A 22,855-nucleotide genomic window follows, 5' to 3' on the forward strand; every position below is an offset into this window, starting at 1 on the left:
CATCATTTCCATACTGATCACCCTGTGTTCTCCTGCTCAAAAATTGAGCAGAAGCAGTTGAACACCTGGGTCAGTTTTCAGTCGGCAGAACAGCCTCTACTGGGTCAGTTTTCGGTCAGCGGCAACAAACCCACCTAACATCGTCCAGTTTGAAGCGGGATTTGAAGACAAACAGAACTGCTTAGGTTTCAGGTATGGGGTGCAGGGCGAGTTCAAGTACCACAAAGGCTCCCATCGCAAAGGCATCACCCCCGTAGAAGATAGGGAACGGGCGAGGTATTTCTCTCTGATTGAACAGACAGCACTGAACCTGAAGAACGAATTGCTCGCCGAAACCGAGGGCTAACCGGATGCGCTACAAGTGGTTGAGCGTAGAATGGCCGTTATCTATCGCGCAGTTGGCTGCACGCATGAAATCCATGGAGTTCAACAGCGTCCAACAGCATGGGTTCGTTATTGATAAGGTCCGCGATGACACGCTAGAGGCTAGGTATATTGAGAAAATCAACTATACCGACACCATCACCGACCCATTTGGGAATGAGACTAGCTTTGATCGCACCGAGTATCGGGAGTCCGCCTTCAGAGTGACCAAAACTTCTCCCAGTCTGGAATTTATCAACTCTCCCCGAAGCCTGCAGGCGGTTCTCAGCAGGTTCTCTGAGATAACCGACTTCACCGTGAGCATTGAGGAGCTGCAAGTCGATGTTTTGGCATGGGCAGAAGAGCTACTCAAAGCGGTCAAAGACGCAGGAGGCCTGGATTCGATGCAAATCTCCAAACTGGAGCTAGGAAACAAGGCATTCGCCAAGCTACTGGTTTCTGGAGAAAAGGACATCAAGGACGCCTGTGCCCAATTGGTTGGTGACCGAAAGCACACTTTGGAAAAAATACGAATCCGCCTACAACCGCCCTTAAAGGGAACGATAGTACTGAGCAATGGAGGGTCTGCCACTCTCAGCGTTGAGGAGGTGAGCGAGCACGTGGTCTGCCTTCTCAGAGGGTCATTGAATGTAGCGCTGTCAGAAGGCAAGCCGATTTAAGCTACCTCTGAGCTCGTTGTGAGCCGATTAAACTGCCATGATGTGTTATGCCAGTTCTAGACCCTCTTGCATCTCACAACGCATTAGTAGTTTAGGCCGATACTAAGGAAGCTAGGCTCTCAACTCGGCTTATCCTTTGCTCATGTGAGTTAAAGTTCTAGCCGAAAGAAACGACAACCTATGTCGCACGGACCAAAATAAACAAGGACGAGACATGAAGTTTACCCAGTCGCATCACACCATAAAAGATGTAATCGAAAACTTCGAGACGCTCATGTCTCACATGCAAAAACTAATCAATAACAGCGGGCAAAACAAGTTAATTAAAAACACAAAATTAGGCGAAATGCACAACCAGTTAGTAAACATAAAAAACCTAACTGATGATCAGGCAGCAGCACTTGCCTTAACCATATCAAACTACAATCAAGTCAACCGAATTTTTGATGGATCGCTTGATATTCACTACAAAGAGCATGAGATACTAGACCTAATAACAGGTCAGCACACATTAGAAGGACCAAATGATAAAAGCTCGGATAGACTATTCGAACTAGGAATGGCAATACGTTTTGCCCGAGGATCAATGGGAACTTTTACAATCAATCTCGAGACTGAATGCGACATTATCATAAATGATGAATTAGCGATTGAATGCAAAAATCTTCAAAGCGCGAAGAAGGTAAAGTCGAGAGTAAAATATGCAAGCGACCAGCTTGAGAGGCGCTTTGACGAAGGCCTAGCTACGTACGGTTTCATTGCTGTCGATGTCAGCGCATTAATAGATCGGAATAAGTTCAAGCAATTCGCCAGTAGCGTATTTGAATGCTTTGAGAAAACTTACACCGTAATGGCAAGTGCTGGAAGCTTCGCGCCAACTATACGCGAAAATGGAATTCTTTTCTCAATAGAAAGCGACAAGAACTTTCAAAAAATTATTACGAGCTATCTTGCGCATCAAGCAGAGTTTGCGCTTCATAGCAACCTAGGGGACTTTAGATTAGAACACCTGCCGCAAAACTGCTGGGGCGTTATAATTCAGTCGGCTGTCCCAATGATTATTAGCAACAATGAAAATCTGGTACCAATCCCAATAAGGACAACTAGCTACTTCCTAAACCCTGCGTTCCCTGAACAACTGGAAAACCAGATGCGTGTTTTTTTAGGGCAACTGAGTACTGGTTTCTAAAACAGATAGATCATTAGATTAGCAGGTGACACTTCTAGAACCCAACAATCCAGTTTAACATCTAGACCCGGGCGATTAAGTACGCCCCCCTGGCACCCGTTTTAACCTCACGCTCTCAGTCACTTTTCTCTGCCGAATCGCGGTCGATCTTCGGTAAAGGGACATCAAGCACACTTTGAGAGAGGCCACGCAGTTGGGCGTTGTACTGCCATCGAATGAAGCGTTCGAGTAGAAGGCCATTCTCAGCCTTCAGACGCTGGTTCTCACTTTCGAGACGCTGAATACGCTGCTCCGCGATGGCCAGGCTTGCGGGACGCTTCGTGGGCTGGAAGCCCGATTTCTGCTGGGTCTTTTTACCGAGAAACGCACTTTTCACTCGAGCGTGCGCATTGAACGTCTGTCGAGTTGGCCGCGTCCCGATCAAGCCCTCAGCTTGATCGCACAAGGCATCCCATGTGAGCTTTCCATTCCACCCATCAATCAAACCGACCAGCAGCTCAATATCTCTATTCGTCAGATGCTTAGCCATAACTAGTAAGCCCCCAACAGTTTTCGCAGCTCATCCATGCCTGGTTCTGGTGAAATGAACCTGGAGGAGGACTGCCGGGCGGCAAGCTCTCGCCTCAGCGGGCTGTACTCATGTTCATTGCTCAGCCGAATGGCGGTACCGTCCGGGAGGTCGGGCGACTCGAGTATCTGAATCAACTGCTCCAGCCGCTCCAAGGTCTTGATCTGATGCTGGCTCCATCGGTCAGCGCCATAGGTTCCTGATGCATCTGCTGACTTGGCCTTTTCAAGCTGCACATGCGTAAGGCTCCGCTGCTGCCTAAGCCGATCGAGCTTGGTTGCGTCGCCTTTTACGCACACCTGTTCGGTGCAATTCAAGCAATCCCGGTGTTTTTGGCAGGGCAGCATCGAGTAGTCATGCACACAGAATCCATACTCAGTGACATGGACGATCCCCTCCCCGACCACATCCAGATCTGCGTAGGTAACGGGCATGTTGGTTTGGATTTTTTCGAGCACACCACCTATACCCGAACCTCTGGCAAGCTCGACGTATTCGTCGTCGCTCATATGGTTGTACACCGCGTTCTGATGAATATTGGCCCGCCCCGACCACCTGGCGATGTCTAGCTGCCCCAACGCGCCACGCTGAGCCACTGTATTAAGAAAATGCCGCACCTGGTGTGAAGTCATCGAAATTTCGCTGCCATCTGGGTTCCTGTAGCCGTGACGTTTCCAGATGCTGCGCTCTTGACCATCAATTACGTTCAGGTCCGTGGTAAACGTACTCTTACCGGCTCCCCATATCTTGACAGGGCTCGGGCTGATGTCAGAACGGAATTCGTGCCCCCTGAAACAGCAAAGGGCCTCCGAATACTTGATGTTTCGTTCTTTATTTTTCCAAGGCCATTCAATAGGAAGTTGGCTATGACAGTATTCATTTAAAAATTCCAGCGTCAGTGGCTCAGCCTTTGACCTCAAAATACGATAGGGTTGGTATTTCGAGAGCATCTGGTTCAACGCTCCTCTCGATAGCTTAATGCCAAGCGCCGAGCAAGCTTGCTCATCAGTCAGTGGATGGTCGTCAGGCACTTTTGGACAGTTTTCGTGGCGATAAAATTTTCCGGGGTGGTCCTCATACCATTTCGCCAACGTCCGTCCTGAAGCAGACAACTCAGTTAATCGGCGCACAGCCTCAGTTGCAATGTCCTTGAATATGGTCGGAATCCACTTGATATCCGATCCGTAACCTTTACCGGCATAAAACCGTAGCCCTAGCCTTTCGACACCGTTTCCATCTGTCTCATGATGCAGGCAATTAAGCGGCAGGTCTTGAACCTCCGACACGCGAGATGGTGCACACATCAACAAGGCAAATACGGACGTTGTGAATCGATCACGAGCACCCACGAGATCGTTGGCAAACATCTCTGCCATAGCCTCCAGCCAGTGATCCGCCGGTAACTTTTCTGCTCGTTTCCTTTTGCCTTCTGCGTCCGTCCGGTCTATCTCTTTGGGCTTGGTGATGGGATTACGCCATGTGATCTGATCGGGAACAATTCGACTTTCATTGAGAAAATCCACAAGCTTCAACAAGCTCACACCTGCCTGGTAGCCGGAAGCCTTGTATTCCCTCGCCACTTGACCCGCTGCGTCCATGACGAGTTGATCTACCTGAGTAATGTCTGCTTTGCCCTTAACCGTCAACAAGGCCTTCTCAATGCAGCGAATCGCCTTAAATTCATTTTTGAGTTGGGTGGGGTTGTGACCTTGCTGGTAGCGAACATAAGCCTTGGCAAAGGGAATAATGTCGGCATCCAGCAGCTGATCAGTCGCGTACCCCCTCGCGGGCGCCCCCATGACCGTAAAATTGCCAACCTTGGGCCAGGCATTCGCGTGCCAGTCCAAGTCTGCCCCGAATACCGTCAAGCGGTCACGGCACATAGCAATGAAGTCCTCCAGATTTTGCCGGCTGTCACGCTGATGCTTGGGGATGAACAGCAGTAAGTCAGCCATTCGTGAACTCCCCCTTGGCCTGCTTGCACCGGTTGATGACATCACTCACGGCCAGGATCAGTCGGTCATTGATCGAGGCAATCTTCAGATCATCGCAATTGTCGCGTACCCGATCTCGCTCCTCGACAAGCCGATCCAAGACCTCTTCGTGAGGGCCATCGAGCCAAGGCTGGAAGTGGGCACAGGTGTAACACGCGATGGGTGCCAATGCGCCACAAAAACCATAGCTGCCACAGGTGCCTACATTGGCCCTGCCGTTCGAGATTCGGCTGCTCGGATCATCCCCACGGCGTGCATTCCGCTCTGAGGTAACAAGCACTCCCCGAAATGCCTGAGCAAACGGCGCGAGCTGCAAAGCAACCGCCTTGTCGATGCGCTCGACGATCTCAGGGATGTTTTTAACGTACACGCCTGCGTTCTGGGTATCGGAGTGATCAAGCGCTTCAGCAATGACCATCTCCCCTCGCCCTTCACGAGCCAGATTCGTACCGAGCGTATAACGGAAGCGATTAGGGTTCAGGGCGGTCAGCGCCCCAGTCCGCTCGCTGATGACGGCAATCGTTTTGGCTACTCTCATCATGACGTCATAGACGTGTTTGGACGGAATATGCAGCCGATCGCTGTCGAGTAGCGCCAGAACATCGGAATCGGCATAGAGAACGTACGACACGGGAAACAATGGCAAGTCGTTTAGTATCTTCTCAGGTAGAGGCTTGCCGGCCTGTTTGGAAAAGGCGGCTCTCACAAACTCCGCCTGCTGCTGCAAAAGCAGCCAAAGATCCTCAACAATCGCAAACCGGTTGAATGCGCCGCGCCAGGGTGTATTTCGCTGCTTGGCCCTAGGGAAATTAATGCCATAGTTTCCTGGCATACTGGATTCTAGGTCTTTGAGCTTGAGTGCTGCGATTTGCCCAGGGCGACGCCCCGTCATCGCCAATATCATTGATAGACAGGTCTCTTCCAACGTAAGGCGTTGGCCAGTAAAACCATCGATCACCGCAGCGATAACCCCTTGGAGTTCAATATCAGTCAGCGGTCCATCCTCGGGGCACATCGACTGAACGGCGAAGCCTTTCTCGTTGCCCTTAATGACCCATTTATCCAGCAGGCTCAAAACCTCATCAGATATGCCAGGGTATCCAAGTCGTGACCATTGGCGGATCGCACCACGCAACACCCCTATGTACCACTCTCTTTTCTTGCTTAACGAGGATCGATAGGAGATCAATGAAGCGACGGTCAGAATCTCAGAGCCCTGCATCTGTTCGCAGTAATGTAAAAATCGACCAAATACATTTCTTGCATGCCAGGGCGCGGCTGTTCTGGCGTAAAACTCCAAAACCCGCCGAAATGAGTAATCTTTTTCTGCTAAATAGCTCGAGATCGAGCCAATCGGAATTGTTACATCCTTACTCAGCTCCCATCGAGAGCTATCGAAGCTCACCAGATAACCTTCTCTGGAGTAAAAGCGGTCGACTACCGCTGCCCGAAGAGCAATTTTATCCACCGGCCACCTCATTACTGGAATTTTTCAGGTGCTTGTTCTGAAGGGCGAGCACTGCCTCAGCAGCTTTTTGTTTGGTGTGTCGCTTGTTGTAGGTTCGAGCCGAGCCTGAAGTCTCTTCCCACCCCATCAGATAGGAGCGAATTTTTTCCTCTGTCGCGGGAGACATCTCCAGAGCATCACAGTGCTGGGAAAAGGCGTAATTCCAATGGTGCCGGAGTGCATGCGCATGGACACTCGATTCCTCAATGATAGAGGCGACCCCCAGCATCCATTTCTGAAAAGCCGAAATCGAAAGTGGGCGACCTTGAGTAGGACCTTCCTTGTGAGTCACAAACAGGTACCCATGCCTCTTTGCCCCGGGTACTTTGTTCCGATAGAGAAGCACGTATTCGTGAATCCGCGAGATAAGTTCCTGCGCGAGTGGAAAGGTCCGTTGGCGGGTTTTAGCCGTAGGCTGATGGGCCCGTGAATCTCCTTTCGAATCAGGACGCCTCACCACTCGCAGCGTGTTCCGAGCGAAATCGACGTCTTCGATCTTGAGGTTCAGCAGCTCTCCGCGGCGAAGCCCGGTCAGGCGAAGAATCATGAACATCAGAGCATTACGCACTTGGACTGCGTGCCCCTTTGCGGGGTTGTGCTCAGCTCCAGGCCTAAGAGCTTGCTCCAGTGCTTCTACAACGGCTTCATCCAGATATCGCTCATCTTTGTCCGTTGTTGATCTGTTGGGCTTGCTGGGACGGTGAGCCTTGATCGACGCCACCATGAGCTTGATGTCCCTACCATTCCGCTTAGCTGGGCACAGTCGCGTGGCCAGAAAGCCCAAATAGTCGGCTACCACAGTCAATCTGAAATAGTGATTACTGGTGCCAACCGACTTTGGCCGTCGAGTGATCGAAACGATTTTTTTGCCGCTGGGCTCGGGATTGAGGAAAAGCTGCAACGAGTCGCTAAGCGCCCTCACTTGCTCCTCTCCAAGTACCTCGCCTTGCGAAAATAGAGACTCCAGGTGGATGCCAACCTGAGCCTCCCAGGCGTACAAGGCCTTGATTGCATGCAACGCATTCGCAATCGAGTTGACTGCCAAGGAACGCGACCGCAGATACCAGGTGGCGAAGAGCGTTGGATAGTAAAGTGGCATCCCTGAACTATCGACCAGCACCGCATACCGCTCACCGTCGCTCCCTACAAACCTACGCATGGATGAATCCATCACACCTCCACAACTTACGTTTTCACATGGTGTGCACCAAATAAAAGATCATGGAGGGATTTTTCACACGCTGAAAATGAAAAACCCCGCAAGCGCGGGGTTCTTCAAGGAAAACTTTACAGTTTTCTCTAAGGTGCTCTCTAGAACGGAATATCGTCATCGAAGCTGTCGAAGTCCGGAGCCGGCTGCGGCGCTGGCTGCTGAGGCGCCGGACGCTGTGGAGCCTGTTGCGGACGCTGGGCCTGCTGGCGGGGTGCCTGCTGTGGCGCCTGGTTGTAGTTGTCACGCGGTGCGCCGCCATCCTGGTTCTGTGGACGGCCGCCGAGCAGCTGCATGGTGCCCTGCATGTCGACGATGATTTCGGTGGTGTAGCGCTTGATGCCGTCCTTTTCCCACTCGCGGGTCTGCAGCTTGCCCTCGATATAGACCTGGGAACCCTTGCGCAGGTACTCGCCAGCGATCTCGGCAACCTTGCCGAACATCGAGACGCGGTGCCATTCGGTGCGCTCGACCTTCTGGCCGGTCTGCTTGTCGGTCCACTGCTCGCTGGTGGCCAGGCTCAGGTTGGTGACAGCGTTGCCGTTCGGCAGGTAGCGAACTTCAGGATCCTGGCCACAGGTGCCGACCAAAATGACTTTGTTAACCCCACGGGCCATAACGTTCTCCTAGGCTTCACTCGCCGCCGACGCCGGATTGACCAGGCGTTCAAGGGTCGAGCGATCCAAAATTTGTGTATCAAGTTTGATGTAGATGGCAGCTTCATCCGCTACCACCACTGCGTCGGTCACACCCGGCACGGCCTTCAGGCGTTCGGACAAGCCCGCTTCGCGCAGCGCCTCGGGCGACAACGGCATGCGCAGGCTTGTGACATAAGGTGGTTCGTTCATGGTAACAGCAACCACGAGCCAGATCGCGCACAAAGCAGCGCATCCGAGGAACACCGTGGTCAGGCCACCATGCTGGAACATCCAGCCACCGAGAATCCCGCCCAGCGCCGCCCCGAGGAACTGGCTGGTGGAATACACCCCCATCGCCGTGCCCTTGCCGCCGGCTGGCGACACCTTGCTGATCAACGACGGCAACGACGCTTCCAGCAGGTTGAAGGCGGTGAAGAAGATGACGGTACCAATCACCAGTGCCGACAGGCTGTTCCCCAGCTCCCAGAAGAACAGCTCCGTCAGCAGCAGGACACTGACCGCGCCCAGAAGGACACGTTTCATCTTGCGCTTTTTTTCACCATAGATAATGAACGGAATCATTGCGAAGAATGAAATCAGCAGCGCCGTCAGGTAAACCCACCAGTGTTCTTCCTTCGGCAGCCCGCCTCGTTCGACGAACGCCAGTGGCAGGGCGACGAAGCTGGCCATGAGGATGGCGTGGAGGACGAAGATGCCCACGTCCAGGCGCAGCAGGTCCGGATGGCGCAAGGTCGGCCCCAGGGCCTGCTTGGCCACGCCGGACTCGCGATGATGGAACTGGGTGTTGGAAGCCGGCACCACGAAAACGATCAGCGCGATGCCCACCAAAGCCATGCCCGCCGTTGCCAGGAACAGCCCCGAAAGACCGAAGGTCCGGGTCAGCAATGGCCCCACCACCATCGCCACGGCGAACGACAGGCCAATACTCATGCCGATCATCGCCATGGCCTTGGTCCGGTGCTGCTCGCGGGTCAGGTCCGACAACAGCGCCATTACGGCCGCGGAAATAGCCCCGGCACCCTGCAGGATGCGTCCGGCGATCACGCCCCAGATCGAGTCGGCCTGCGCCGCCAGCACGCTCCCCAGCGCGAAGATCACCAGGCCCAGATAGATGACCGGTCGGCGGCCGATACGGTCGGAGATGATACCGAACGGAATCTGCAACACCGCCTGGGTCAGGCCATAGGCACCAATGGCCAGGCCGATCAGCGCCGGCGTGGCACCGGCCAGGTCCATGCCATAGGTCGCCAGGACCGGCAGGACCATGAACATGCCCAGCATACGGAAGGCGAACACCAGGGCCAGGCCGCCTGCGGCGCGGGTTTCGCTGCCGCTCATGCGTTCGCTGTGGGGATCGTGCATGGATATACCTCGTGTGAACCGGCGGCGATTCTACCAGTCCCATCGGTTAACGGCATCTACGCGACGCTTTGCCGCGTACTGGCCCTGCCCCGTATACTTCTGCGTTTATGCCCGCCAAGCGAGGCCGTAGTGGACAAGATCCTGATTCGTGGGGCCCGTACCCACAACCTGAAGAACATCGACCTGACCCTGCCACGCGACAAGCTGATCGTGATCACCGGCCTGTCCGGTTCCGGCAAGTCCTCCCTGGCGTTCGACACCCTGTATGCCGAGGGTCAGCGCCGTTACGTGGAATCGCTGTCGGCCTATGCCCGGCAGTTCCTGTCGATGATGGAAAAGCCCGACGTCGACACCATCGAGGGTCTGTCGCCGGCGATTTCCATCGAACAGAAATCCACCTCGCACAACCCGCGCTCCACCGTCGGTACCATCACCGAGATCTACGACTACCTGCGCCTGCTCTACGCTCGCGTGGGTACGCCGCGCTGCCCGGATCACGACATCCCGCTGGAGGCGCAGACCGTCAGCCAGATGGTCGACCTGGTCCTGGCCCAGCCCGAAGGCAGCAAGTTGATGCTGCTGGCACCGGTGGTGCGCGAGCGCAAGGGCGAACACCTGGCGATCTTCGAGGAACTGCGTGCCCAGGGCTTCGTGCGGGCCCGGGTCAACGGCAAGCTGTTCGAGCTGGACGAGCTGCCCAAGCTCGACAAGCAGAAGAAACACAGCATCGATGTGGTGGTGGACCGTTTCAAGGTCCGCGCCGATCTGCAGCAGCGTCTGGCCGAGTCCTTCGAGACCGCGCTGAACCTGGCTGACGGTATCGCCCTGGTCGCGCCGATGGATGACGAAAGCGGCGAGGAGATGATCTTCTCCGCACGCTTCGCCTGCCCGATCTGCGGCCATGCGATCAGCGAGCTGGAGCCCAAGCTGTTTTCCTTCAACAACCCGGCCGGCGCCTGTCCGACCTGCGATGGCCTGGGGGTGAAGCAGTTCTTCGACGTCAAACGCCTGGTCAACGGCGAGTTGACCCTGGCCGAGGGCGCGATCCGCGGCTGGGACCGGCGCAACGTCTATTACTTCCAGATGCTCGGCTCGCTGGCCGCGCATTTCGGCTTCAGCCTGGAGATGCCGTTCGGCGAACTGCCGGCAGACCAGCAGAAGACCATCCTGCATGGCAGCGGCAACCAGAACGTCGACTTCAAGTACCTCAATGACCGCGGCGATATCGTCAAGCGCTCGCACCCGTTCGAGGGCATCGTGCCGAACCTGGAGCGGCGCTATCGCGAGACCGAGTCCGCCACTGTGCGCGAAGAGCTGGCCAAGTTCCTCAGCACCCAGCCATGCCCGGACTGCCGTGGTACACGCCTGCGTCGCGAAGCGCGGCATGTATGGGTGGGCGAGAAGACCCTGCCGGCCGTCACCGGCCTGCCGATCGGCGAAGCCAGCGACTACTTCGGCGGGCTGAAACTGACCGGGCGCCGCGGGGAAATCGCCGACAAGATTCTCAAGGAAATCTGCGAGCGTCTTCAGTTCCTGGTGAACGTCGGCCTCGACTACCTGACCCTCGACCGTAGCGCCGATACCCTGTCCGGTGGCGAAGCCCAGCGCATCCGCCTGGCCAGCCAGATCGGCGCCGGTCTGGTCGGGGTGATGTACATCCTCGACGAACCCTCCATCGGCCTGCACCAGCGTGACAACGACCGTCTGCTGGCGACCCTCAACCACCTGCGCGATATCGGCAACACGGTGATCGTGGTGGAGCATGACGAGGACGCCATCCGCCTGGCCGACTATGTGGTGGATATCGGCCCGGGCGCCGGTGTGCATGGCGGGCAGATCGTCGCTGAAGGGACTCCGGACGAGGTCATGGCCCATCCTGACTCGGTGACCGGCATGTACCTGTCCGGGCGCAAGAAGATCGTCGTGCCGGCCAAGCGCACGCCACGCAACAAGAAGCTGTCGATCAAGCTCAAGGGCGCGCGGGGCAACAACCTGCAGAACGTCAATCTGGAGATCCCGATCGGCCTGCTGACTTGCGTGACCGGGGTTTCCGGATCGGGCAAATCGACCCTGATCAACAACACCCTGTTCCCGCTGGCGGCCACCGCGCTGAACGGTGCCTCGACCCTCGAGGCCGCCGCTCACGACAGCTGTGACGGCCTGCAGCACCTGGACAAGGTGGTGGACATCGACCAGAGCCCGATCGGGCGTACGCCGCGCTCCAACCCGGCGACCTACACCGGGCTGTTCACGCCGATCCGCGAGCTGTTCTCCGGTGTCCCCGAGTCCCGTTCTCGCGGCTATGGTCCGGGGCGCTTCTCCTTCAACGTCAAGGGCGGCCGCTGCGAGGCGTGCCAGGGCGACGGCCTGATCAAGGTGGAGATGCACTTCCTGCCGGACATCTACGTGCCCTGCGACGTGTGCAAGAGCAAGCGCTACAACCGCGAAACCCTGGAGATCAAGTACAAGGGCAAGAACATCCACGAGGTCCTGGAAATGACCATCGAGGATGCCCGGGCGTTCTTCGACGCGGTGCCGGCACTGGCGCGCAAGCTGCAGACGCTGATGGACGTCGGGCTGTCCTATATCAAGCTGGGGCAGTCGGCGACCACCCTGTCCGGTGGCGAGGCGCAGCGGGTCAAGCTGTCCCGCGAGCTGTCCAAGCGCGATACCGGCAAGACCCTGTATATCCTCGACGAGCCGACTACCGGCCTGCACTTCGCGGATATCCAGCAACTGCTGGACGTGCTGCACCGCCTGCGCGACCACGGCAATACCGTGGTGGTGATCGAGCACAACCTGGACGTGATCAAGACCGCCGACTGGCTGGTCGACCTGGGACCCGAGGGTGGCTCCAAGGGCGGCCAGATCATCGCCTGTGGCACGCCTGAAGAACTGGCGAAGATGGAGCAGTCCCACACCGGGCATTACCTCAAGCCGTTGCTGGAACGCGACCGCGCCTGAGATCAGCGCCCATGAAAAAGCCCCTGTCGTGTTGAGCGACAGGGGCTTTTCTTTTGCCTGGCGGCGGGAAATTACATCTGCGATTGCAGGTAGTTTTCCAGGCCGAGGGATTTGATCAGGCCTTGCTGCTTTTCCAGCCAGTAGGTGTGATCTTCCTCGGTGTCAGCCAACTGCACACGCAGGATGTCGCGGCTGATGTAGTCCTTGTGCAGCTCGCACAGCTCGATGCCTTTGCACAGCGCAGCACGGACCTTGTATTCCAGGCGCAGGTCAGCGGCGATCATGTCCGGCACGCTGGTGCCGACGTCGAGGTCGTCCGGGCGCATGCGTGGAGTGCCTTCGAGCATGAGGATGCGGCGCATCAGGGCATCGGCGTGTTGCGCCTCTTCTTCCATCTCGTGGTTGATACGCTCGTAGAGCTTGCTGAAGCCCCAGTCCTCGTACATGCGCGAGTGGATGAAATACTGATCACGTGCCGCCAGTTCGCCCGTCAGCAACGTGTTGAGGTAGTCGATTACGTCCGGGTGACCTTGCATCGTCCCGCATCTCCCTGTTTGAAAGTCCATAGTTTGAACCAGGATGACCGGGAGGTCACTGGGTTTTGCGCAGAAAAGCGCAAAAAAGCCGGTGAACAGTAGTGATTTTCATTGAAAAACCCCCAAATGAGGTGAGTTCTTCTTATCATTTCGACTCTGGCGCAAGAGTGTTTTTCATTCTCGAAACGCCAGAAACAAAAAACCGGGCACTAGGCCCGGTTTCTTGTAGAAGACTGCTCGTCTTACTCAGCGGCTTCTACCGAGCCACCGACTGGACGATCAACCAGCTCGACGTACGCCATAGGTGCGTTATCGCCAGCGCGGAAGCCGCACTTGAGGATACGCAGGTAGCCACCCTGACGGGTGGCATAGCGCTTGCCCAGATCGTTGAACAGCTTACCAACGGCTTCTTTCGAACGGGTACGGTCGAAAGCCAGACGACGGTTTGCAACGCTGTCTTCTTTAGCCAGGGTGATCAGCGGCTCGGCAACGCGACGCAGTTCCTTGGCTTTTGGCAGGGTGGTCTTGATCAGCTCGTGCTCGATCAGCGACACCGCCATGTTTTGGAACATGGCTTTGCGGTGAGAGCTGGTACGGCTCAGGTGACGTCCACTTTTACGATGACGCATGATTCATTCCTTACCAAACACTACGTTCGGTGATTACGACGATCAGGCAGTCGCCTTGTCGTCTTTCTTAAGACTTGCAGGCGGCCAGTTGTCGAGGCGCATGCCGAGGGACAGACCACGGGAAGCCAGAACGTCCTTGATTTCAGTCAGGGACTTCTTGCCGAGGTTTGGAGTTTTCAACAGCTCTACTTCGGTGCGCTGAATCAGATCGCCGATGTAGTAGATGTTCTCCGCCTTCAGGCAGTTGGCCGAACGTACGGTCAGTTCCAGATCGTCAACTGGGCGAAGCAGGATCGGATCGATCTCGTCTTCCTGCTCCACTACCACGGGCTCGCTGTCACCTTTGAGGTCGACGAATGCAGCCAGCTGCTGTTGCAGGATGGTTGCAGCACGACGGATGGCCTCTTCAGGATCCAGGGTACCGTTGGTTTCCAGATCGATAACCAGCTTGTCCAGGTTGGTACGCTGTTCGACACGGGCGTTTTCCACCACGTATGCGATACGGCGAACCGGGCTGAACGAAGAGTCGAGCTGCAAGCGACCGATGCTGCGGCTTTCGTCTTCATCGCTCTGACGCGAATCGGCCGGTTCATAACCACGACCACGAGCTACGGTGAGCTTCATGTTCAGGGCGCCATTCGACGCCAGGTTAGCGATTACGTGATCGGGATTAACGATCTCGACATCATGATCCAGCTGAATATCGGCAGCGGTAACCACCCCCGAACCCTTCTTCGACAAGGTCAGCGTAACTTCGTCACGACCGTGCAGTTTGATAGCCAGGCCTTTCAGGTTCAACAGGATTTCAATGACGTCTTCCTGTACACCTTCGATCGCGGAGTACTCATGGAGTACGCCATCGATCTCGGCCTCGACTACTGCACAGCCAGGCATGGAGGACAACAGGATGCGGCGCAGCGCGTTGCCCAGGGTATGGCCGAAACCACGCTCGAGAGGCTCGAGCGTGATTTTAGCGCGGGTTGGACTGACGACCTGCACATCGATGTGGCGGGGCGTCAGGAACTCATTTACCGAAATCTGCATGGATGCACCTATTTTCTAGCCCTTACTTGGAGTAGAGCTCGACAATCAGGTTTTCGTTGATGTCGGCAGACAGGTCGCTGCGAGCAGGAACGTTCTTGAAAACGCCCGACTTCTTGGCAGCGTCCACGTCAACCCACTCAACGCGGCCACGCTGAGCACACAGTTCAAGGGCTTGAACAATGCGCAGCTGGTTCAGCGATTTCTCGCGAACTGCGACCACGTCACCCGGACGAACTTGGTAGGACGGAACGTTTACAGTCTTGCCGTTGATGCTGATCGCTTTGTGCGAAACCAGCTGACGGGATTCAGCGCGGGTAGCACCGAAGCCCATACGATAAACAACGTTATCCAGACGGCATTCGAGCAGTTGCAGCAGGTTCTCGCCAGTAGCGCCTTTCTTGGCCGCCGCTTGCTTGTAGTAACCGCTGAATTGACGCTCGAGAACACCGTAGATACGACGTACTTTTTGCTTCTCGCGCAGCTGGGTGCCGTAGTCGGACTGACGGCCACGGCGCTGGCCGTGGATACCTGGGGCTGCTTCGATGTTGCACTTCGATTCCAGAGCGCGAACGCCGCTCTTCAGGAACAGATCGGTGCCTTCACGACGAGACAGTTTGCATTTTGGACCAATGTAACGTGCCATTTATCTGTCTCCTGATTACACGCGACGCTTCTTCGGCGGACGGCACCCGTTATGCGGGATTGGCGTCACGTCGGTGATGCTGGCGATCTTGTAGCCGCAGCCGTTCAGTGCACGAACAGCGGACTCACGACCTGGACCTGGACCCTTGACGTTGACGTCGAGGTTTTTCAGGCCGTATTCCAGCGCAGCTTGACCAGCACGTTCAGCAGCTACCTGAGCAGCGAACGGGGTCGATTTGCGGGAACCACGGAAACCCGAACCGCCGGAGGTAGCCCAGGACAGAGCGTTACCTTGACGATCGGTGATGGTCACGATGGTGTTGTTGAAAGACGCATGGATGTGGGCGATGCCATCAACCACTGTCTTTTTGACTTTCTTACGAGGACGAGCAGCAGGTTTTGCCATGTCTAAATTCCTGTCGATTCGCTGGTGCGATTACTTGCGGATCGGCTTACGCGGACCCTTACGGGTACGTGCATTGGTCTTGGTACGCTGACCGCGTACTGGCAGACCCCGACGATGGCGCAGACCGCGGTAGCAGCCCAGGTCCATCAAACGCTTGATTTTCATGTTGATGTCACGACGCAGGTCACCTTCGGTGGTGACCTTCGCGACTTCGCCACGCAGCTGTTCAATCTGCTCGTCGCTCAGATCCTTGATCTTAGCGGCTGGGTTTACACCAGCATCCGCACAGATTTTCTGTGCAGTAGTGCGACCGACACCATAGATGTAGGTCAGCGAGATAACAGTATGCTTGTTATCTGGAATGTTAACGCCTGCAATACGGGCCATTCAGTGGGACTCCAATTGACAGCTACCTACGCCCCGGAAGCCAAGAAATAGGGCGCGAGATAATATCGCTGTAGAAACAATTAATCAACCCAGCAGCACACTAGCTGCTGGGTTTGAAGCACAGATCACACTCAGCCTTGGCGCTGCTTGTGACGCGGTTCCGCGCTGCAAATTACTCGAACGACACCTTCGCGGCGAATAATCTTGCAGTTACGGCACAGTTTTTTAACCGATGCACGAACTTTCATCACCAACTCCTCGAACCTTAGGGGTTTCAGCGCAGCAGACTGCTGCCACCGTAGCCTTTCAGGTTGGCTTTCTTCATCAGGGATTCGTACTGGTGCGAAACGAGGTGCGATTGTACTTGGGACATGAAGTCCATCACAACCACTACCACAATCAGCAACGAGGTCCCGCCAAGGTAGAACGGAACGTTTGCAGCCACGACCAGGAACTGGGGCAGCAGGCAGACGGCCGTCATATAAAGAGCACCGAACATGGTCAGACGAGTCAGAACGCCATCAATGTAGCGCGCCGACTGCTCACCAGGACGGATACCCGGAATAAAGGCACCGGACTTCTTAAGGTTTTCCGCTACGTCCTTCGGATTGAACATCAGAGCTGTGTAGAAGAAGCAGAAGAAAACGATCCCTGCACTAAACAGCAAAATGTTCAACGGCTGACCAGGAGCGATCGACTGCGCGACATCCTGCAACCAGCCCAAACCTTCGGACTGGCCGAACCAGGAACCCAGCGAAGCCGGAAACAGCAGAATGCTGCTTGCGAAAATGGCTGGAATGACGCCAGCCATGTTCACTTTAAGCGGCAAGTGGCTCGTCTGCGCAGCGAAGACCTTGCGGCCCTGCTGACGCTTGGCGTAGTGAACAGCAATACGACGCTGACCACGCTCGATGAACACCACGAAACCGATAATCGCTACTGCGAGCAGACCGATAGCGACCAGGGCGAAAATGTTGATATCGCCTGTGCGTGCAGACTCGAAAGACTGCCCGATTGCTCTCGGAAGACCGGCAACGATACCTGCGAAGATAAGCATCGAGATACCGTTGCCCACACCGCGCTCCGTAATCTGCTCACCCAGCCACATCATGAACATTGCGCCGGCCACGAAGGTGGACACCGCAACGAAATGGAAGCCGAAGCCTGCAGAGAACGCCACGCCCTGACCGGCCAGACCAATGGACATGCCAGTGGCCTGGACCAACGCCAGGATAACGGTGAGGTAGCGGGTGTACTGGCTGATCTTGCGACGGCCAGATTCACCTTCCTTCTTCAACTGCTCCAGCTGTGGGCTGACCGCGGTCATGAGCTGCATGATGATCGACGCCGAAATGTACGGCATGATCCCCAGTGCAAATACGCTCATGCGCTCCAGCGCACCGCCGGAAAACATGTTGAACAAGCTAAGAATGGTCCCCTCATTCTGTCGAAACAGTTCCGCCAGCCGGTCCGGGTTAACACCTGGAACTGGGATATGCGCACCAATCCGATAGACGATGATCGCCAGGAAAAGAAAACGCAGACGAGCCCAAAGTTCAGACATCCCGCCTTTGCCGAGCGAAGAGAGAGCACCTTGCTTAGCCATTTATTCCTCGAACTTGCCGCCAGCTGCTTCGATAGCCGCACGCGCACCCTTGGTGGCTGCGATGCCCTTGATGGTGACCGCGCGAGTAACTTCGCCGGACAGCATGATTTTCACACGCTGTACGTTTTGGTTAATCACGTTGGCGTCCTTCAGGGACTGAACGGTGATCACGTCGCCTTCCACCTTGGCCAGTTCGGACAGACGCACTTCTGCGCGGTCCATGGCTTTCAGGGAAACGAAGCCGAACTTCGGCAGACGACGGTGCAGCGGCTGTTGACCGCCTTCAAAGCCAGGAGCGATGGTGCCACCGGAGCGGGAGGTCTGACCTTTGTGGCCGCGGCCACCGGTCTTGCCCAAACCACTACCGATACCACGACCCGGACGATGCTTCTCGCGACGGGAACCCGGCGCTGGACTCAGATCATTGAGTTTCATCGATTAACCCTCGACGCGCAGCATGTAGTAAGCCTTGTTGATCATCCCGCGGTTCTCGGGAGTATCCTGGACTTCTACAGTGTGACCGATGCGACGCAGACCCAGACCTTTAACGCACAGTTTGTGGTTAGGCAGGCGGCCGGCGGTGCTTTTGATCAGCGTTACTTTAACGGTAGCCATGATCAGAGGATCTCCTCAACGCTCTTGCCGCGCTTGGCAGCAATGGACTCAGGAGATTGCATAGCCTTCAGCCCCTTGAAGGTGGCGTGAACCACGTTGACAGGGTTGGTCGAGCCGTAGCACTTGGCCAGGACGTTCTGAACGCCAGCAACTTCCAGGACGGCGCGCATTGCGCCACCGGCGATGATACCGGTACCTTCCGAAGCAGGCTGCATGTAGACCTTCGACGCGCCATGGGCGGACTTGGTGGCGTACTGCAGAGTAGTGCCGTTCAAGTCAACCTGAATCATGTTGCGGCGAGCGGCCTCCATGGCTTTCTGGATCGCAGCTGGTACTTCGCGCGATTTGCCACGGCCAAAGCCAACACGACCCTTGCCATCACCTACCACGGTCAGCGCGGTGAAGGTGAAGATACGGCCGCCTTTTACGGTCTTGGCAACGCGGTTAACTTGAACCAGCTTCTCGATGTAGCCTTCGTCGCGCTTTTGATCGTTATTTGCCATAACTTAGAACTCCAGCCCGCCTTCACGAGCAGCATCAGCCAGCGCTTTCACGCGGCCATGGTACTTGAAGCCGGAACGGTCAAAGGCAACTTGAGATACACCGGCGGCTTTCGCACGCTCAGCTACCAGCTTGCCAACCTTAGTGGCCGCGTCGATGTTGCCGGTGGCGCCATCACGCAGTTCTTTGTCCAAAGTCGAGGCGCTGGCCAGGACTTTGCTGCCGTCGGCCGAGATGACCTGGGCGTAGATGTGCTGCGAGGAGCGGAACACGCACAGACGCACGACTTCGAGTTCGTGCATTTTCAGGCGTGCTTTGCGAGCGCGACGCAGACGAGTAACTTTTTTGTCGGTCATTTGCTATGCCCTACTTCTTCTTGGCTTCTTTACGACGGACTACTTCGTCCGCGTAACGCACACCCTTGCCTTTGTACGGCTCTGGTGGACGGAAGTCGCGGATTTCAGCGGCCACCTGACCTACCAGCTGCTTGTCGATACCCTTGATCAGGATGTCGGTCTGGCTAGGAGTTTCAGCGGTGATACCGGCTGGCAGTTCGTAATCCACTGGATGCGAGAAGCCGAGCGCCAGGTTCAGCACGTTGCCTTTGGCTTGTGCTTTGTAACCAACACCGACCAGCTGGAGCTTGCGCTCGAAGCCTTGGCTTACGCCCTGGACCATGTTGTTTACCAGGGCACGGGTGGTACCGGCCATAGCGCGGGTTTGTTGATCGCCGTTGCGAGCAGCGAAACGCAGCTCACCAGCTTCTTCGATCACTTCTACGGACGAGTGAACATTCAGTTCGAGAGTGCCCTTGGCACCCTTCACCGAAAGCTGCTGGCCGGCGAATTTTACTTCGACACCGGATGGCAGCTTAACGGGGTTCTTAGCGACGCGAGACATGCTTATCCCCCCTTAGAACACTGTGCAGAGAACTTCGCCGCCAACACCGGCAGCACGCGCAGCACGATCAGTCATCACACCTTTGTTGGTGGAGACGATAGACACGCCCAGACCGCCACGTACTTTCGGCAGATCTTCGACGGACTTGTACTGGCGCAGACCAGGACGGCTTACGCGCTTGACTTCCTCGATGACCGGACGGCCTTCGAAGTATTTCAGCTCGATGGAGAGCGATGGCTTGGCATCGGCGGTTACAGCGTAACCAGCGATGTAACCTTCGTCCTTCAGAACTTTGGCGACCGCAACCTTCAGAGTCGAAGAAGGCATGCTTACGACGGACTTTTCAGCCATCTGGGCATTACGGATGCGAGTTAGCATGTCCGCTAACGGGTCCTGCATACTCATGGGCTAGACGCTCCTGATACACAAATTAATTAGCCTCTCGGCTACTACTGTCACCTGAATCTGCGCGGGCAAAACCCGGGCTCAGGTGAGCCGGTCATTCTAGACACATCCCTGAAACGAAACAAGCCCCATAAGGGGCTTGTTTCGATGCAAGATCACCGGTGGTCGGAAGATCGCTCCCCCGCCACCAGGACGCTGCCGGTACGTCTTACCAGCTGGCCTTGACCAGACCTGGAACGTCACCGCGCATTGCTGCTTCACGCAGCTTGTTACGGCCGAGGCCGAACTTGCGGTAAACGCCGTGTGGACGACCGGTGAGGCGGCAACGGTTACGCAGGCGCGAGGCGCTGGCGTCACGTGGTTGCTTCTGCAGAGCTACGACAGCAGCGAAACGCTCTTCTGGACTTGCGTTCAGATCAACGATGGTTGCTTTCAGCTCAGCACGCTTCTTGGCGTATTTAGCGACCGTGAGCTGACGCTTCAGCTCGCGGTTTTTCATGCTCTTCTTGGCCATTTTCCTACTCCAATCAGTTGCGGAACGGGAATTTGAAAGCACGCAGCAGGGCGCGACCTTCGTCATCCGTACGAGCAGTGGTGGTCAGGGTAATGTCCAGACCGCGGAGAGCATCGATCTTGTCGTAGTCGATTTCCGGGAAGATGATCTGCTCTTTCACGCCCATGCTGTAGTTGCCACGGCCATCGAAGGACTTGGCATTCAGGCCGCGGAAGTCGCGAACCCGAGGCAGGGAGATCGCCAGCAGGCGGTCCAGGAACTCGTACATACGGTCACGGCGCAGGGTGACTTTGACGCCGATCGGCCAGCCTTCGCGGACTTTGAAGCCAGCGATGGATTTCCGGGCGAAGGTCACAACAGCTTTCTGGCCGGTGATCTTTTCCAGGTCGGCAACAGCGTGCTCGATGACTTTTTTGTCGCCGATCGCTTCGCCCAGACCCATGTTCAGGGTGATCTTGGTAACGCGCGGAACTTCCATCACGTTCGCCAGCTTAAGTTCTTCCTTAAGCTTGGGAGCGATTTCCTTCCGATAAATCTCTTTCAGTCGTGCCATGGTCTTCTACCTAGCAGTGTTCAAGCATCAACCGCTTTTTGGGTCGACTTGAAGACACGAATTTTTTTGCCGTCTTCTACTTTGAAACCAACGCGGTCAGCCTTGTTGGTTTCGCCGTTGAAAATGGCGACGTTGGAAGCGTGCAGTGGCGCTTCTTTCTCGACGATACCGCCTTGTACGCCCGACATCGGGTTAGGCTTGGTATGACGCTTCACCAGGTTGATCCCACCAACGACCAGACGGTCGTCAGCGAGCACCTTCAGCACCTTACCGCGCTTACCTTTGTCTTTGCCGGCGATCACGATGATCTCGTCGTCACGACGAATCTTTTGCATGTCGGATCTCCTTACAGCACTTCTGGGGCGAGCGAGACGATCTTCATGAACTTCTCGGTACGAAGTTCACGGGTCACTGGCCCAAAGATACGGGTGCCGATCGGCTCTTGCTTGTTGTTCAGCAGAACAGCAGCGTTGCCATCAAAGCGGATGATGGAGCCGTCAGCACGACGGACGCCATGGCGAGTACGGACCACAACAGCGGTCATTACCTGGCCTTTCTTCACTTTACCGCGCGGAATTGCTTCCTTGACGGTTACTTTGATGATGTCACCGATACCGGCGTAACGACGGTGCGAACCGCCGAGAACCTTGATGCACATGACGCGACGAGCGCCGCTGTTATCGGCCACATCGAGCATGGATTGAGTCTGAATCATAAAATATCTCCGACCCCTAGCCCTTAGACTTCAACAGCGCGTTCGAGAACTTCAACCAGTGCCCAGGACTTGGTCTTGGCCAGCGGACGGGTTTCACGGATGGAAACCTTGTCGCCGATTTTGCATTGGTTGGCTTCGTCGTGCGCGTGCAGCTTAGTCGAACGCTTAACGTATTTACCGTAGATCGGGTGCTTTACGCGACGCTCGATCAGTACGGTGATGGTCTTGTCCATCTTGTCGCTGACGACACGGCCAGTCAGCGTACGGACGGTTTTTTCAGCTTCAGCCATGATCACTTACCTGCCTGCTGGTTGAGCACAGTTTTCACGCGAGCGATGTCACGCTTAACTTGCGAGAGCAGGTGCGACTGCCCCAACTGGCCAGTTGCTTTCTGCATACGCAGATTGAACTGGTCGCGCAGCAAGCCGAGCAGTTGCTCGTTCAGTTGCTGTGCTGATTGTTCACGAAGTTCATTCGCTTTCATCACATCACCGTCCGCTTAACAAAGGAGGTGGCGAGAGGCAGCTTTGCAGCAGCCAGGGCAAAAGCCTCACGCGCCAGCTCTTCAGAAACACCCTCGATCTCGTACAGGACTTTGCCTGGCTGGATCTGGGCAACCCAGTACTCCACGGAACCTTTACCTTTACCCATCCGCACTTCGAGAGGCTTCTTGGTAACCGGCTTGTCCGGGAACACACGGATCCAGATTTTGCCGCCACGTTTTACGTGACGGGTCAGCGCACGACGCGCGGACTCAATCTGACGGGCGGTGAGACGACCGCGGGCAACAGCTTTCAGGGCGAATTCGCCGAAGCTGACCTTGCTACCGCGCAGTGCCAGACCACGGTTGTGACCAGTCATCTGCTTGCGGAATTTTGTACGCTTTGGTTGCAACATTTGGCGTAC

30 protein-coding genes are annotated in these 22,855 nt (G+C 55.9%); 3 read left to right on the forward strand and 27 right to left on the reverse strand.

Going from position 1 to position 22,855, the window contains the following annotated elements; all coding sequences use genetic code 11:
* Nucleotides 1-350 precede the first annotated feature (350 nt).
* Both PSEMO_RS22425 and PSEMO_RS22430 read left to right on the forward strand, forming a co-directional pair.
* On the forward strand, nucleotides 351-1,043 hold the full coding sequence (locus PSEMO_RS22425) for a hypothetical protein (protein WP_075805171.1): 693 nt from the start codon (nucleotides 351-353) through the stop codon (nucleotides 1,041-1,043).
* Nucleotides 1,044-1,257: 214 nt separating this feature from the next.
* On the forward strand, nucleotides 1,258-2,232 hold the full coding sequence (locus PSEMO_RS22430; protein WP_075805172.1) for a hypothetical protein: 975 nt from the start codon (nucleotides 1,258-1,260) through the stop codon (nucleotides 2,230-2,232).
* A 115-nt stretch (nucleotides 2,233-2,347) separates the two neighbouring features.
* Here PSEMO_RS22430 and PSEMO_RS22435 read toward each other — a convergent pair whose 3' ends face one another.
* The 6 genes from PSEMO_RS22435 to PSEMO_RS22460 all read right to left on the reverse strand — a co-directional run bounded on the left by PSEMO_RS22435 (nucleotide 2,348) and on the right by PSEMO_RS22460 (nucleotide 9,532).
* The gene (locus PSEMO_RS22435) at nucleotides 2,348-2,761 is read right to left on the reverse strand and encodes a hypothetical protein (protein ID WP_075805173.1); all 414 of its coding nucleotides are present in this window, start codon (nucleotides 2,759-2,761) and stop codon (nucleotides 2,348-2,350) included.
* A 2-nt stretch (nucleotides 2,762-2,763) separates the two neighbouring features.
* Nucleotides 2,764-4,755: an integrase gene (locus PSEMO_RS22440; RefSeq protein WP_075805174.1), complete on the reverse strand. Its 1,992-nt coding sequence runs from the start codon at nucleotides 4,753-4,755 to the stop codon at nucleotides 2,764-2,766.
* Nucleotides 4,748-6,262 (reverse strand): site-specific integrase, encoded by a 1,515-nt coding sequence (locus tag PSEMO_RS22445; RefSeq protein ID WP_075805175.1) that lies wholly within the window; start codon nucleotides 6,260-6,262, stop codon nucleotides 4,748-4,750. The genes PSEMO_RS22440 and PSEMO_RS22445 overlap by 8 nt, the downstream gene beginning before the upstream one ends.
* A complete protein-coding gene (locus PSEMO_RS22450) occupies nucleotides 6,255-7,460 on the reverse strand; it encodes a tyrosine-type recombinase/integrase (RefSeq protein ID WP_081430312.1) in 1,206 nt (401 codons plus the stop codon). Before PSEMO_RS22450 ends, PSEMO_RS22445 begins: the two co-directional genes overlap by 8 nt.
* A 152-nt stretch (nucleotides 7,461-7,612) precedes the next feature.
* Complete coding sequence (locus PSEMO_RS22455) at nucleotides 7,613-8,128, reverse strand: single-stranded DNA-binding protein (protein ID WP_009397464.1); 516 nt, start codon at nucleotides 8,126-8,128, stop codon at nucleotides 7,613-7,615.
* Nucleotides 8,129-8,137: 9 nt separating this feature from the next.
* On the reverse strand, nucleotides 8,138-9,532 hold the full coding sequence (locus tag PSEMO_RS22460) for an MFS transporter (RefSeq protein ID WP_075805177.1): 1,395 nt from the start codon (nucleotides 9,530-9,532) through the stop codon (nucleotides 8,138-8,140).
* Nucleotides 9,533-9,661: 129 nt separating this feature from the next.
* On the opposite strand from PSEMO_RS22460, the gene uvrA reads away from it, so the two are divergent.
* A complete protein-coding gene (gene uvrA, locus PSEMO_RS22465; protein WP_075805178.1) occupies nucleotides 9,662-12,496 on the forward strand; it encodes an excinuclease ABC subunit UvrA in 2,835 nt (944 codons plus the stop codon).
* 71 nt (nucleotides 12,497-12,567) lie between these two features.
* On the opposite strand, the gene bfr is transcribed toward uvrA, so the two are convergent.
* The 21 genes from bfr to rplP all read right to left on the reverse strand — a co-directional run bounded on the left by bfr (nucleotide 12,568) and on the right by rplP (nucleotide 22,846).
* On the reverse strand, nucleotides 12,568-13,032 hold the full coding sequence (gene bfr / locus PSEMO_RS22470) for a bacterioferritin (RefSeq protein ID WP_075805179.1): 465 nt from the start codon (nucleotides 13,030-13,032) through the stop codon (nucleotides 12,568-12,570).
* A gap of 242 nt (nucleotides 13,033-13,274) precedes the next feature.
* A complete protein-coding gene (rplQ, locus tag PSEMO_RS22475; protein WP_009397469.1) occupies nucleotides 13,275-13,661 on the reverse strand; it encodes a 50S ribosomal protein L17 in 387 nt (128 codons plus the stop codon).
* 42 nt (nucleotides 13,662-13,703) lie between these two features.
* Entirely contained in the window at nucleotides 13,704-14,705 is a 1,002-nt protein-coding gene (locus PSEMO_RS22480) for a DNA-directed RNA polymerase subunit alpha (protein WP_003186012.1), read from the reverse strand.
* Between the two features lie 22 nt (nucleotides 14,706-14,727).
* Entirely contained in the window at nucleotides 14,728-15,348 is a 621-nt protein-coding gene (gene rpsD / locus PSEMO_RS22485) for a 30S ribosomal protein S4 (protein ID WP_075805180.1), read from the reverse strand.
* Nucleotides 15,349-15,363: 15 nt separating this feature from the next.
* Nucleotides 15,364-15,753 carry a 30S ribosomal protein S11 gene (gene rpsK / locus PSEMO_RS22490; protein WP_002555466.1) on the reverse strand — a complete coding sequence of 130 codons (390 nt, stop codon included), beginning with the start codon at nucleotides 15,751-15,753 and terminating at the stop codon, nucleotides 15,364-15,366.
* A 30-nt stretch (nucleotides 15,754-15,783) separates the two neighbouring features.
* Nucleotides 15,784-16,140 (reverse strand): 30S ribosomal protein S13, encoded by a 357-nt coding sequence (rpsM, locus tag PSEMO_RS22495; RefSeq protein WP_075805181.1) that lies wholly within the window; start codon nucleotides 16,138-16,140, stop codon nucleotides 15,784-15,786.
* A 131-nt stretch (nucleotides 16,141-16,271) separates the two neighbouring features.
* Nucleotides 16,272-16,388 carry a 50S ribosomal protein L36 gene (rpmJ, locus tag PSEMO_RS22500; protein ID WP_002555468.1) on the reverse strand — a complete coding sequence of 39 codons (117 nt, stop codon included), beginning with the start codon at nucleotides 16,386-16,388 and terminating at the stop codon, nucleotides 16,272-16,274.
* A 26-nt stretch (nucleotides 16,389-16,414) separates the two neighbouring features.
* On the reverse strand, nucleotides 16,415-17,746 hold the full coding sequence (gene secY, locus PSEMO_RS22505) for a preprotein translocase subunit SecY (RefSeq protein WP_075805182.1): 1,332 nt from the start codon (nucleotides 17,744-17,746) through the stop codon (nucleotides 16,415-16,417).
* Nucleotides 17,747-18,181, reverse strand: a complete 435-nt coding sequence (gene rplO, locus PSEMO_RS22510; RefSeq protein ID WP_009397491.1) for a 50S ribosomal protein L15 — start codon at nucleotides 18,179-18,181, stop codon at nucleotides 17,747-17,749.
* 3 nt (nucleotides 18,182-18,184) lie between these two features.
* The gene (gene rpmD, locus PSEMO_RS22515) at nucleotides 18,185-18,361 is read right to left on the reverse strand and encodes a 50S ribosomal protein L30 (protein ID WP_009397493.1); all 177 of its coding nucleotides are present in this window, start codon (nucleotides 18,359-18,361) and stop codon (nucleotides 18,185-18,187) included.
* A 2-nt stretch (nucleotides 18,362-18,363) separates the two neighbouring features.
* The gene (gene rpsE, locus PSEMO_RS22520; RefSeq protein ID WP_075805183.1) at nucleotides 18,364-18,864 is read right to left on the reverse strand and encodes a 30S ribosomal protein S5; all 501 of its coding nucleotides are present in this window, start codon (nucleotides 18,862-18,864) and stop codon (nucleotides 18,364-18,366) included.
* Between the two features lie 3 nt (nucleotides 18,865-18,867).
* Complete coding sequence (rplR, locus tag PSEMO_RS22525; protein ID WP_009397496.1) at nucleotides 18,868-19,218, reverse strand: 50S ribosomal protein L18; 351 nt, start codon at nucleotides 19,216-19,218, stop codon at nucleotides 18,868-18,870.
* A gap of 10 nt (nucleotides 19,219-19,228) precedes the next feature.
* Complete coding sequence (rplF, locus tag PSEMO_RS22530; RefSeq protein WP_075805184.1) at nucleotides 19,229-19,762, reverse strand: 50S ribosomal protein L6; 534 nt, start codon at nucleotides 19,760-19,762, stop codon at nucleotides 19,229-19,231.
* Nucleotides 19,763-19,774: 12 nt separating this feature from the next.
* The gene (rpsH, locus tag PSEMO_RS22535) at nucleotides 19,775-20,167 is read right to left on the reverse strand and encodes a 30S ribosomal protein S8 (protein WP_075805185.1); all 393 of its coding nucleotides are present in this window, start codon (nucleotides 20,165-20,167) and stop codon (nucleotides 19,775-19,777) included.
* 208 nt (nucleotides 20,168-20,375) lie between these two features.
* A complete protein-coding gene (rpsN, locus tag PSEMO_RS22540; protein ID WP_075805186.1) occupies nucleotides 20,376-20,681 on the reverse strand; it encodes a 30S ribosomal protein S14 in 306 nt (101 codons plus the stop codon).
* A gap of 13 nt (nucleotides 20,682-20,694) precedes the next feature.
* Nucleotides 20,695-21,234 carry a 50S ribosomal protein L5 gene (rplE, locus tag PSEMO_RS22545; protein WP_009397500.1) on the reverse strand — a complete coding sequence of 180 codons (540 nt, stop codon included), beginning with the start codon at nucleotides 21,232-21,234 and terminating at the stop codon, nucleotides 20,695-20,697.
* A gap of 20 nt (nucleotides 21,235-21,254) precedes the next feature.
* Nucleotides 21,255-21,569 carry a 50S ribosomal protein L24 gene (gene rplX, locus PSEMO_RS22550; protein ID WP_009397501.1) on the reverse strand — a complete coding sequence of 105 codons (315 nt, stop codon included), beginning with the start codon at nucleotides 21,567-21,569 and terminating at the stop codon, nucleotides 21,255-21,257.
* A gap of 11 nt (nucleotides 21,570-21,580) precedes the next feature.
* Nucleotides 21,581-21,949 carry a 50S ribosomal protein L14 gene (gene rplN / locus PSEMO_RS22555; protein ID WP_002555479.1) on the reverse strand — a complete coding sequence of 123 codons (369 nt, stop codon included), beginning with the start codon at nucleotides 21,947-21,949 and terminating at the stop codon, nucleotides 21,581-21,583.
* A gap of 23 nt (nucleotides 21,950-21,972) precedes the next feature.
* Nucleotides 21,973-22,239: a 30S ribosomal protein S17 gene (gene rpsQ, locus PSEMO_RS22560; RefSeq protein WP_003255478.1), complete on the reverse strand. Its 267-nt coding sequence runs from the start codon at nucleotides 22,237-22,239 to the stop codon at nucleotides 21,973-21,975.
* A 2-nt stretch (nucleotides 22,240-22,241) separates the two neighbouring features.
* The gene (gene rpmC, locus PSEMO_RS22565; RefSeq protein WP_042123524.1) at nucleotides 22,242-22,433 is read right to left on the reverse strand and encodes a 50S ribosomal protein L29; all 192 of its coding nucleotides are present in this window, start codon (nucleotides 22,431-22,433) and stop codon (nucleotides 22,242-22,244) included.
* Nucleotides 22,433-22,846: a 50S ribosomal protein L16 gene (gene rplP / locus PSEMO_RS22570; protein ID WP_009397508.1), complete on the reverse strand. Its 414-nt coding sequence runs from the start codon at nucleotides 22,844-22,846 to the stop codon at nucleotides 22,433-22,435. Before rplP ends, rpmC begins: the two co-directional genes overlap by 1 nt.
* Nucleotides 22,847-22,855: the final 9 nt, after the last annotated feature.

Source organism: Pseudomonas putida (assembly GCF_001941965.1).
GTDB classification, from domain to species: Bacteria; Pseudomonadota; Gammaproteobacteria; order Pseudomonadales; family Pseudomonadaceae; genus Aquipseudomonas; species Aquipseudomonas putida_L.

What these genes read in the sequence shown, in the direction of transcription:
- rplQ (WP_009397469.1), bottom strand. Translation starts at nt 13,661, where the DNA reads ATGCGTCATCGTAAAAGTGGACGTCACCTGAGCCGTACCAGCTCTCAC.
- rplE (WP_009397500.1), bottom strand. Translation starts at nt 21,234, where the DNA reads ATGGCACGACTGAAAGAGATTTATCGGAAGGAAATCGCTCCCAAGCTT.
- rpsH (WP_075805185.1), bottom strand. Translation starts at nt 20,167, where the DNA reads ATGAGTATGCAGGACCCGTTAGCGGACATGCTAACTCGCATCCGTAAT.
- bfr (WP_075805179.1), bottom strand. Translation starts at nt 13,032, where the DNA reads ATGCAAGGTCACCCGGACGTAATCGACTACCTCAACACGTTGCTGACG.
- rplP (WP_009397508.1), bottom strand. Translation starts at nt 22,846, where the DNA reads ATGTTGCAACCAAAGCGTACAAAATTCCGCAAGCAGATGACTGGTCAC.
- PSEMO_RS22425 (WP_075805171.1), top strand. Translation starts at nt 351, where the DNA reads ATGCGCTACAAGTGGTTGAGCGTAGAATGGCCGTTATCTATCGCGCAG.
- rplR (WP_009397496.1), bottom strand. Translation starts at nt 19,218, where the DNA reads ATGACCGACAAAAAAGTTACTCGTCTGCGTCGCGCTCGCAAAGCACGC.
- PSEMO_RS22450 (WP_081430312.1), bottom strand. Translation starts at nt 7,460, where the DNA reads ATGCGTAGGTTTGTAGGGAGCGACGGTGAGCGGTATGCGGTGCTGGTC.
- rpmJ (WP_002555468.1), bottom strand. Translation starts at nt 16,388, where the DNA reads ATGAAAGTTCGTGCATCGGTTAAAAAACTGTGCCGTAACTGCAAGATT.
- rpsE (WP_075805183.1), bottom strand. Translation starts at nt 18,864, where the DNA reads ATGGCAAATAACGATCAAAAGCGCGACGAAGGCTACATCGAGAAGCTG.
- rplF (WP_075805184.1), bottom strand. Translation starts at nt 19,762, where the DNA reads ATGTCTCGCGTCGCTAAGAACCCCGTTAAGCTGCCATCCGGTGTCGAA.
- rplN (WP_002555479.1), bottom strand. Translation starts at nt 21,949, where the DNA reads ATGATTCAGACTCAATCCATGCTCGATGTGGCCGATAACAGCGGCGCT.
- rpmD (WP_009397493.1), bottom strand. Translation starts at nt 18,361, where the DNA reads ATGGCTACCGTTAAAGTAACGCTGATCAAAAGCACCGCCGGCCGCCTG.
- PSEMO_RS22460 (WP_075805177.1), bottom strand. Translation starts at nt 9,532, where the DNA reads ATGCACGATCCCCACAGCGAACGCATGAGCGGCAGCGAAACCCGCGCC.
- rpsQ (WP_003255478.1), bottom strand. Translation starts at nt 22,239, where the DNA reads ATGGCTGAAGCTGAAAAAACCGTCCGTACGCTGACTGGCCGTGTCGTC.
- rpsD (WP_075805180.1), bottom strand. Translation starts at nt 15,348, where the DNA reads ATGGCACGTTACATTGGTCCAAAATGCAAACTGTCTCGTCGTGAAGGC.
- rpsK (WP_002555466.1), bottom strand. Translation starts at nt 15,753, where the DNA reads ATGGCAAAACCTGCTGCTCGTCCTCGTAAGAAAGTCAAAAAGACAGTG.
- rplO (WP_009397491.1), bottom strand. Translation starts at nt 18,181, where the DNA reads ATGAAACTCAATGATCTGAGTCCAGCGCCGGGTTCCCGTCGCGAGAAG.
- rpsN (WP_075805186.1), bottom strand. Translation starts at nt 20,681, where the DNA reads ATGGCCAAGAAGAGCATGAAAAACCGCGAGCTGAAGCGTCAGCTCACG.
- PSEMO_RS22435 (WP_075805173.1), bottom strand. Translation starts at nt 2,761, where the DNA reads ATGGCTAAGCATCTGACGAATAGAGATATTGAGCTGCTGGTCGGTTTG.
- rpmC (WP_042123524.1), bottom strand. Translation starts at nt 22,433, where the DNA reads ATGAAAGCGAATGAACTTCGTGAACAATCAGCACAGCAACTGAACGAG.
- rpsM (WP_075805181.1), bottom strand. Translation starts at nt 16,140, where the DNA reads ATGGCCCGTATTGCAGGCGTTAACATTCCAGATAACAAGCATACTGTT.
- PSEMO_RS22430 (WP_075805172.1), top strand. Translation starts at nt 1,258, where the DNA reads ATGAAGTTTACCCAGTCGCATCACACCATAAAAGATGTAATCGAAAAC.
- PSEMO_RS22480 (WP_003186012.1), bottom strand. Translation starts at nt 14,705, where the DNA reads ATGCAGATTTCGGTAAATGAGTTCCTGACGCCCCGCCACATCGATGTG.
- PSEMO_RS22440 (WP_075805174.1), bottom strand. Translation starts at nt 4,755, where the DNA reads ATGGCTGACTTACTGCTGTTCATCCCCAAGCATCAGCGTGACAGCCGG.
- secY (WP_075805182.1), bottom strand. Translation starts at nt 17,746, where the DNA reads ATGGCTAAGCAAGGTGCTCTCTCTTCGCTCGGCAAAGGCGGGATGTCT.
- PSEMO_RS22455 (WP_009397464.1), bottom strand. Translation starts at nt 8,128, where the DNA reads ATGGCCCGTGGGGTTAACAAAGTCATTTTGGTCGGCACCTGTGGCCAG.
- rplX (WP_009397501.1), bottom strand. Translation starts at nt 21,569, where the DNA reads ATGCAAAAGATTCGTCGTGACGACGAGATCATCGTGATCGCCGGCAAA.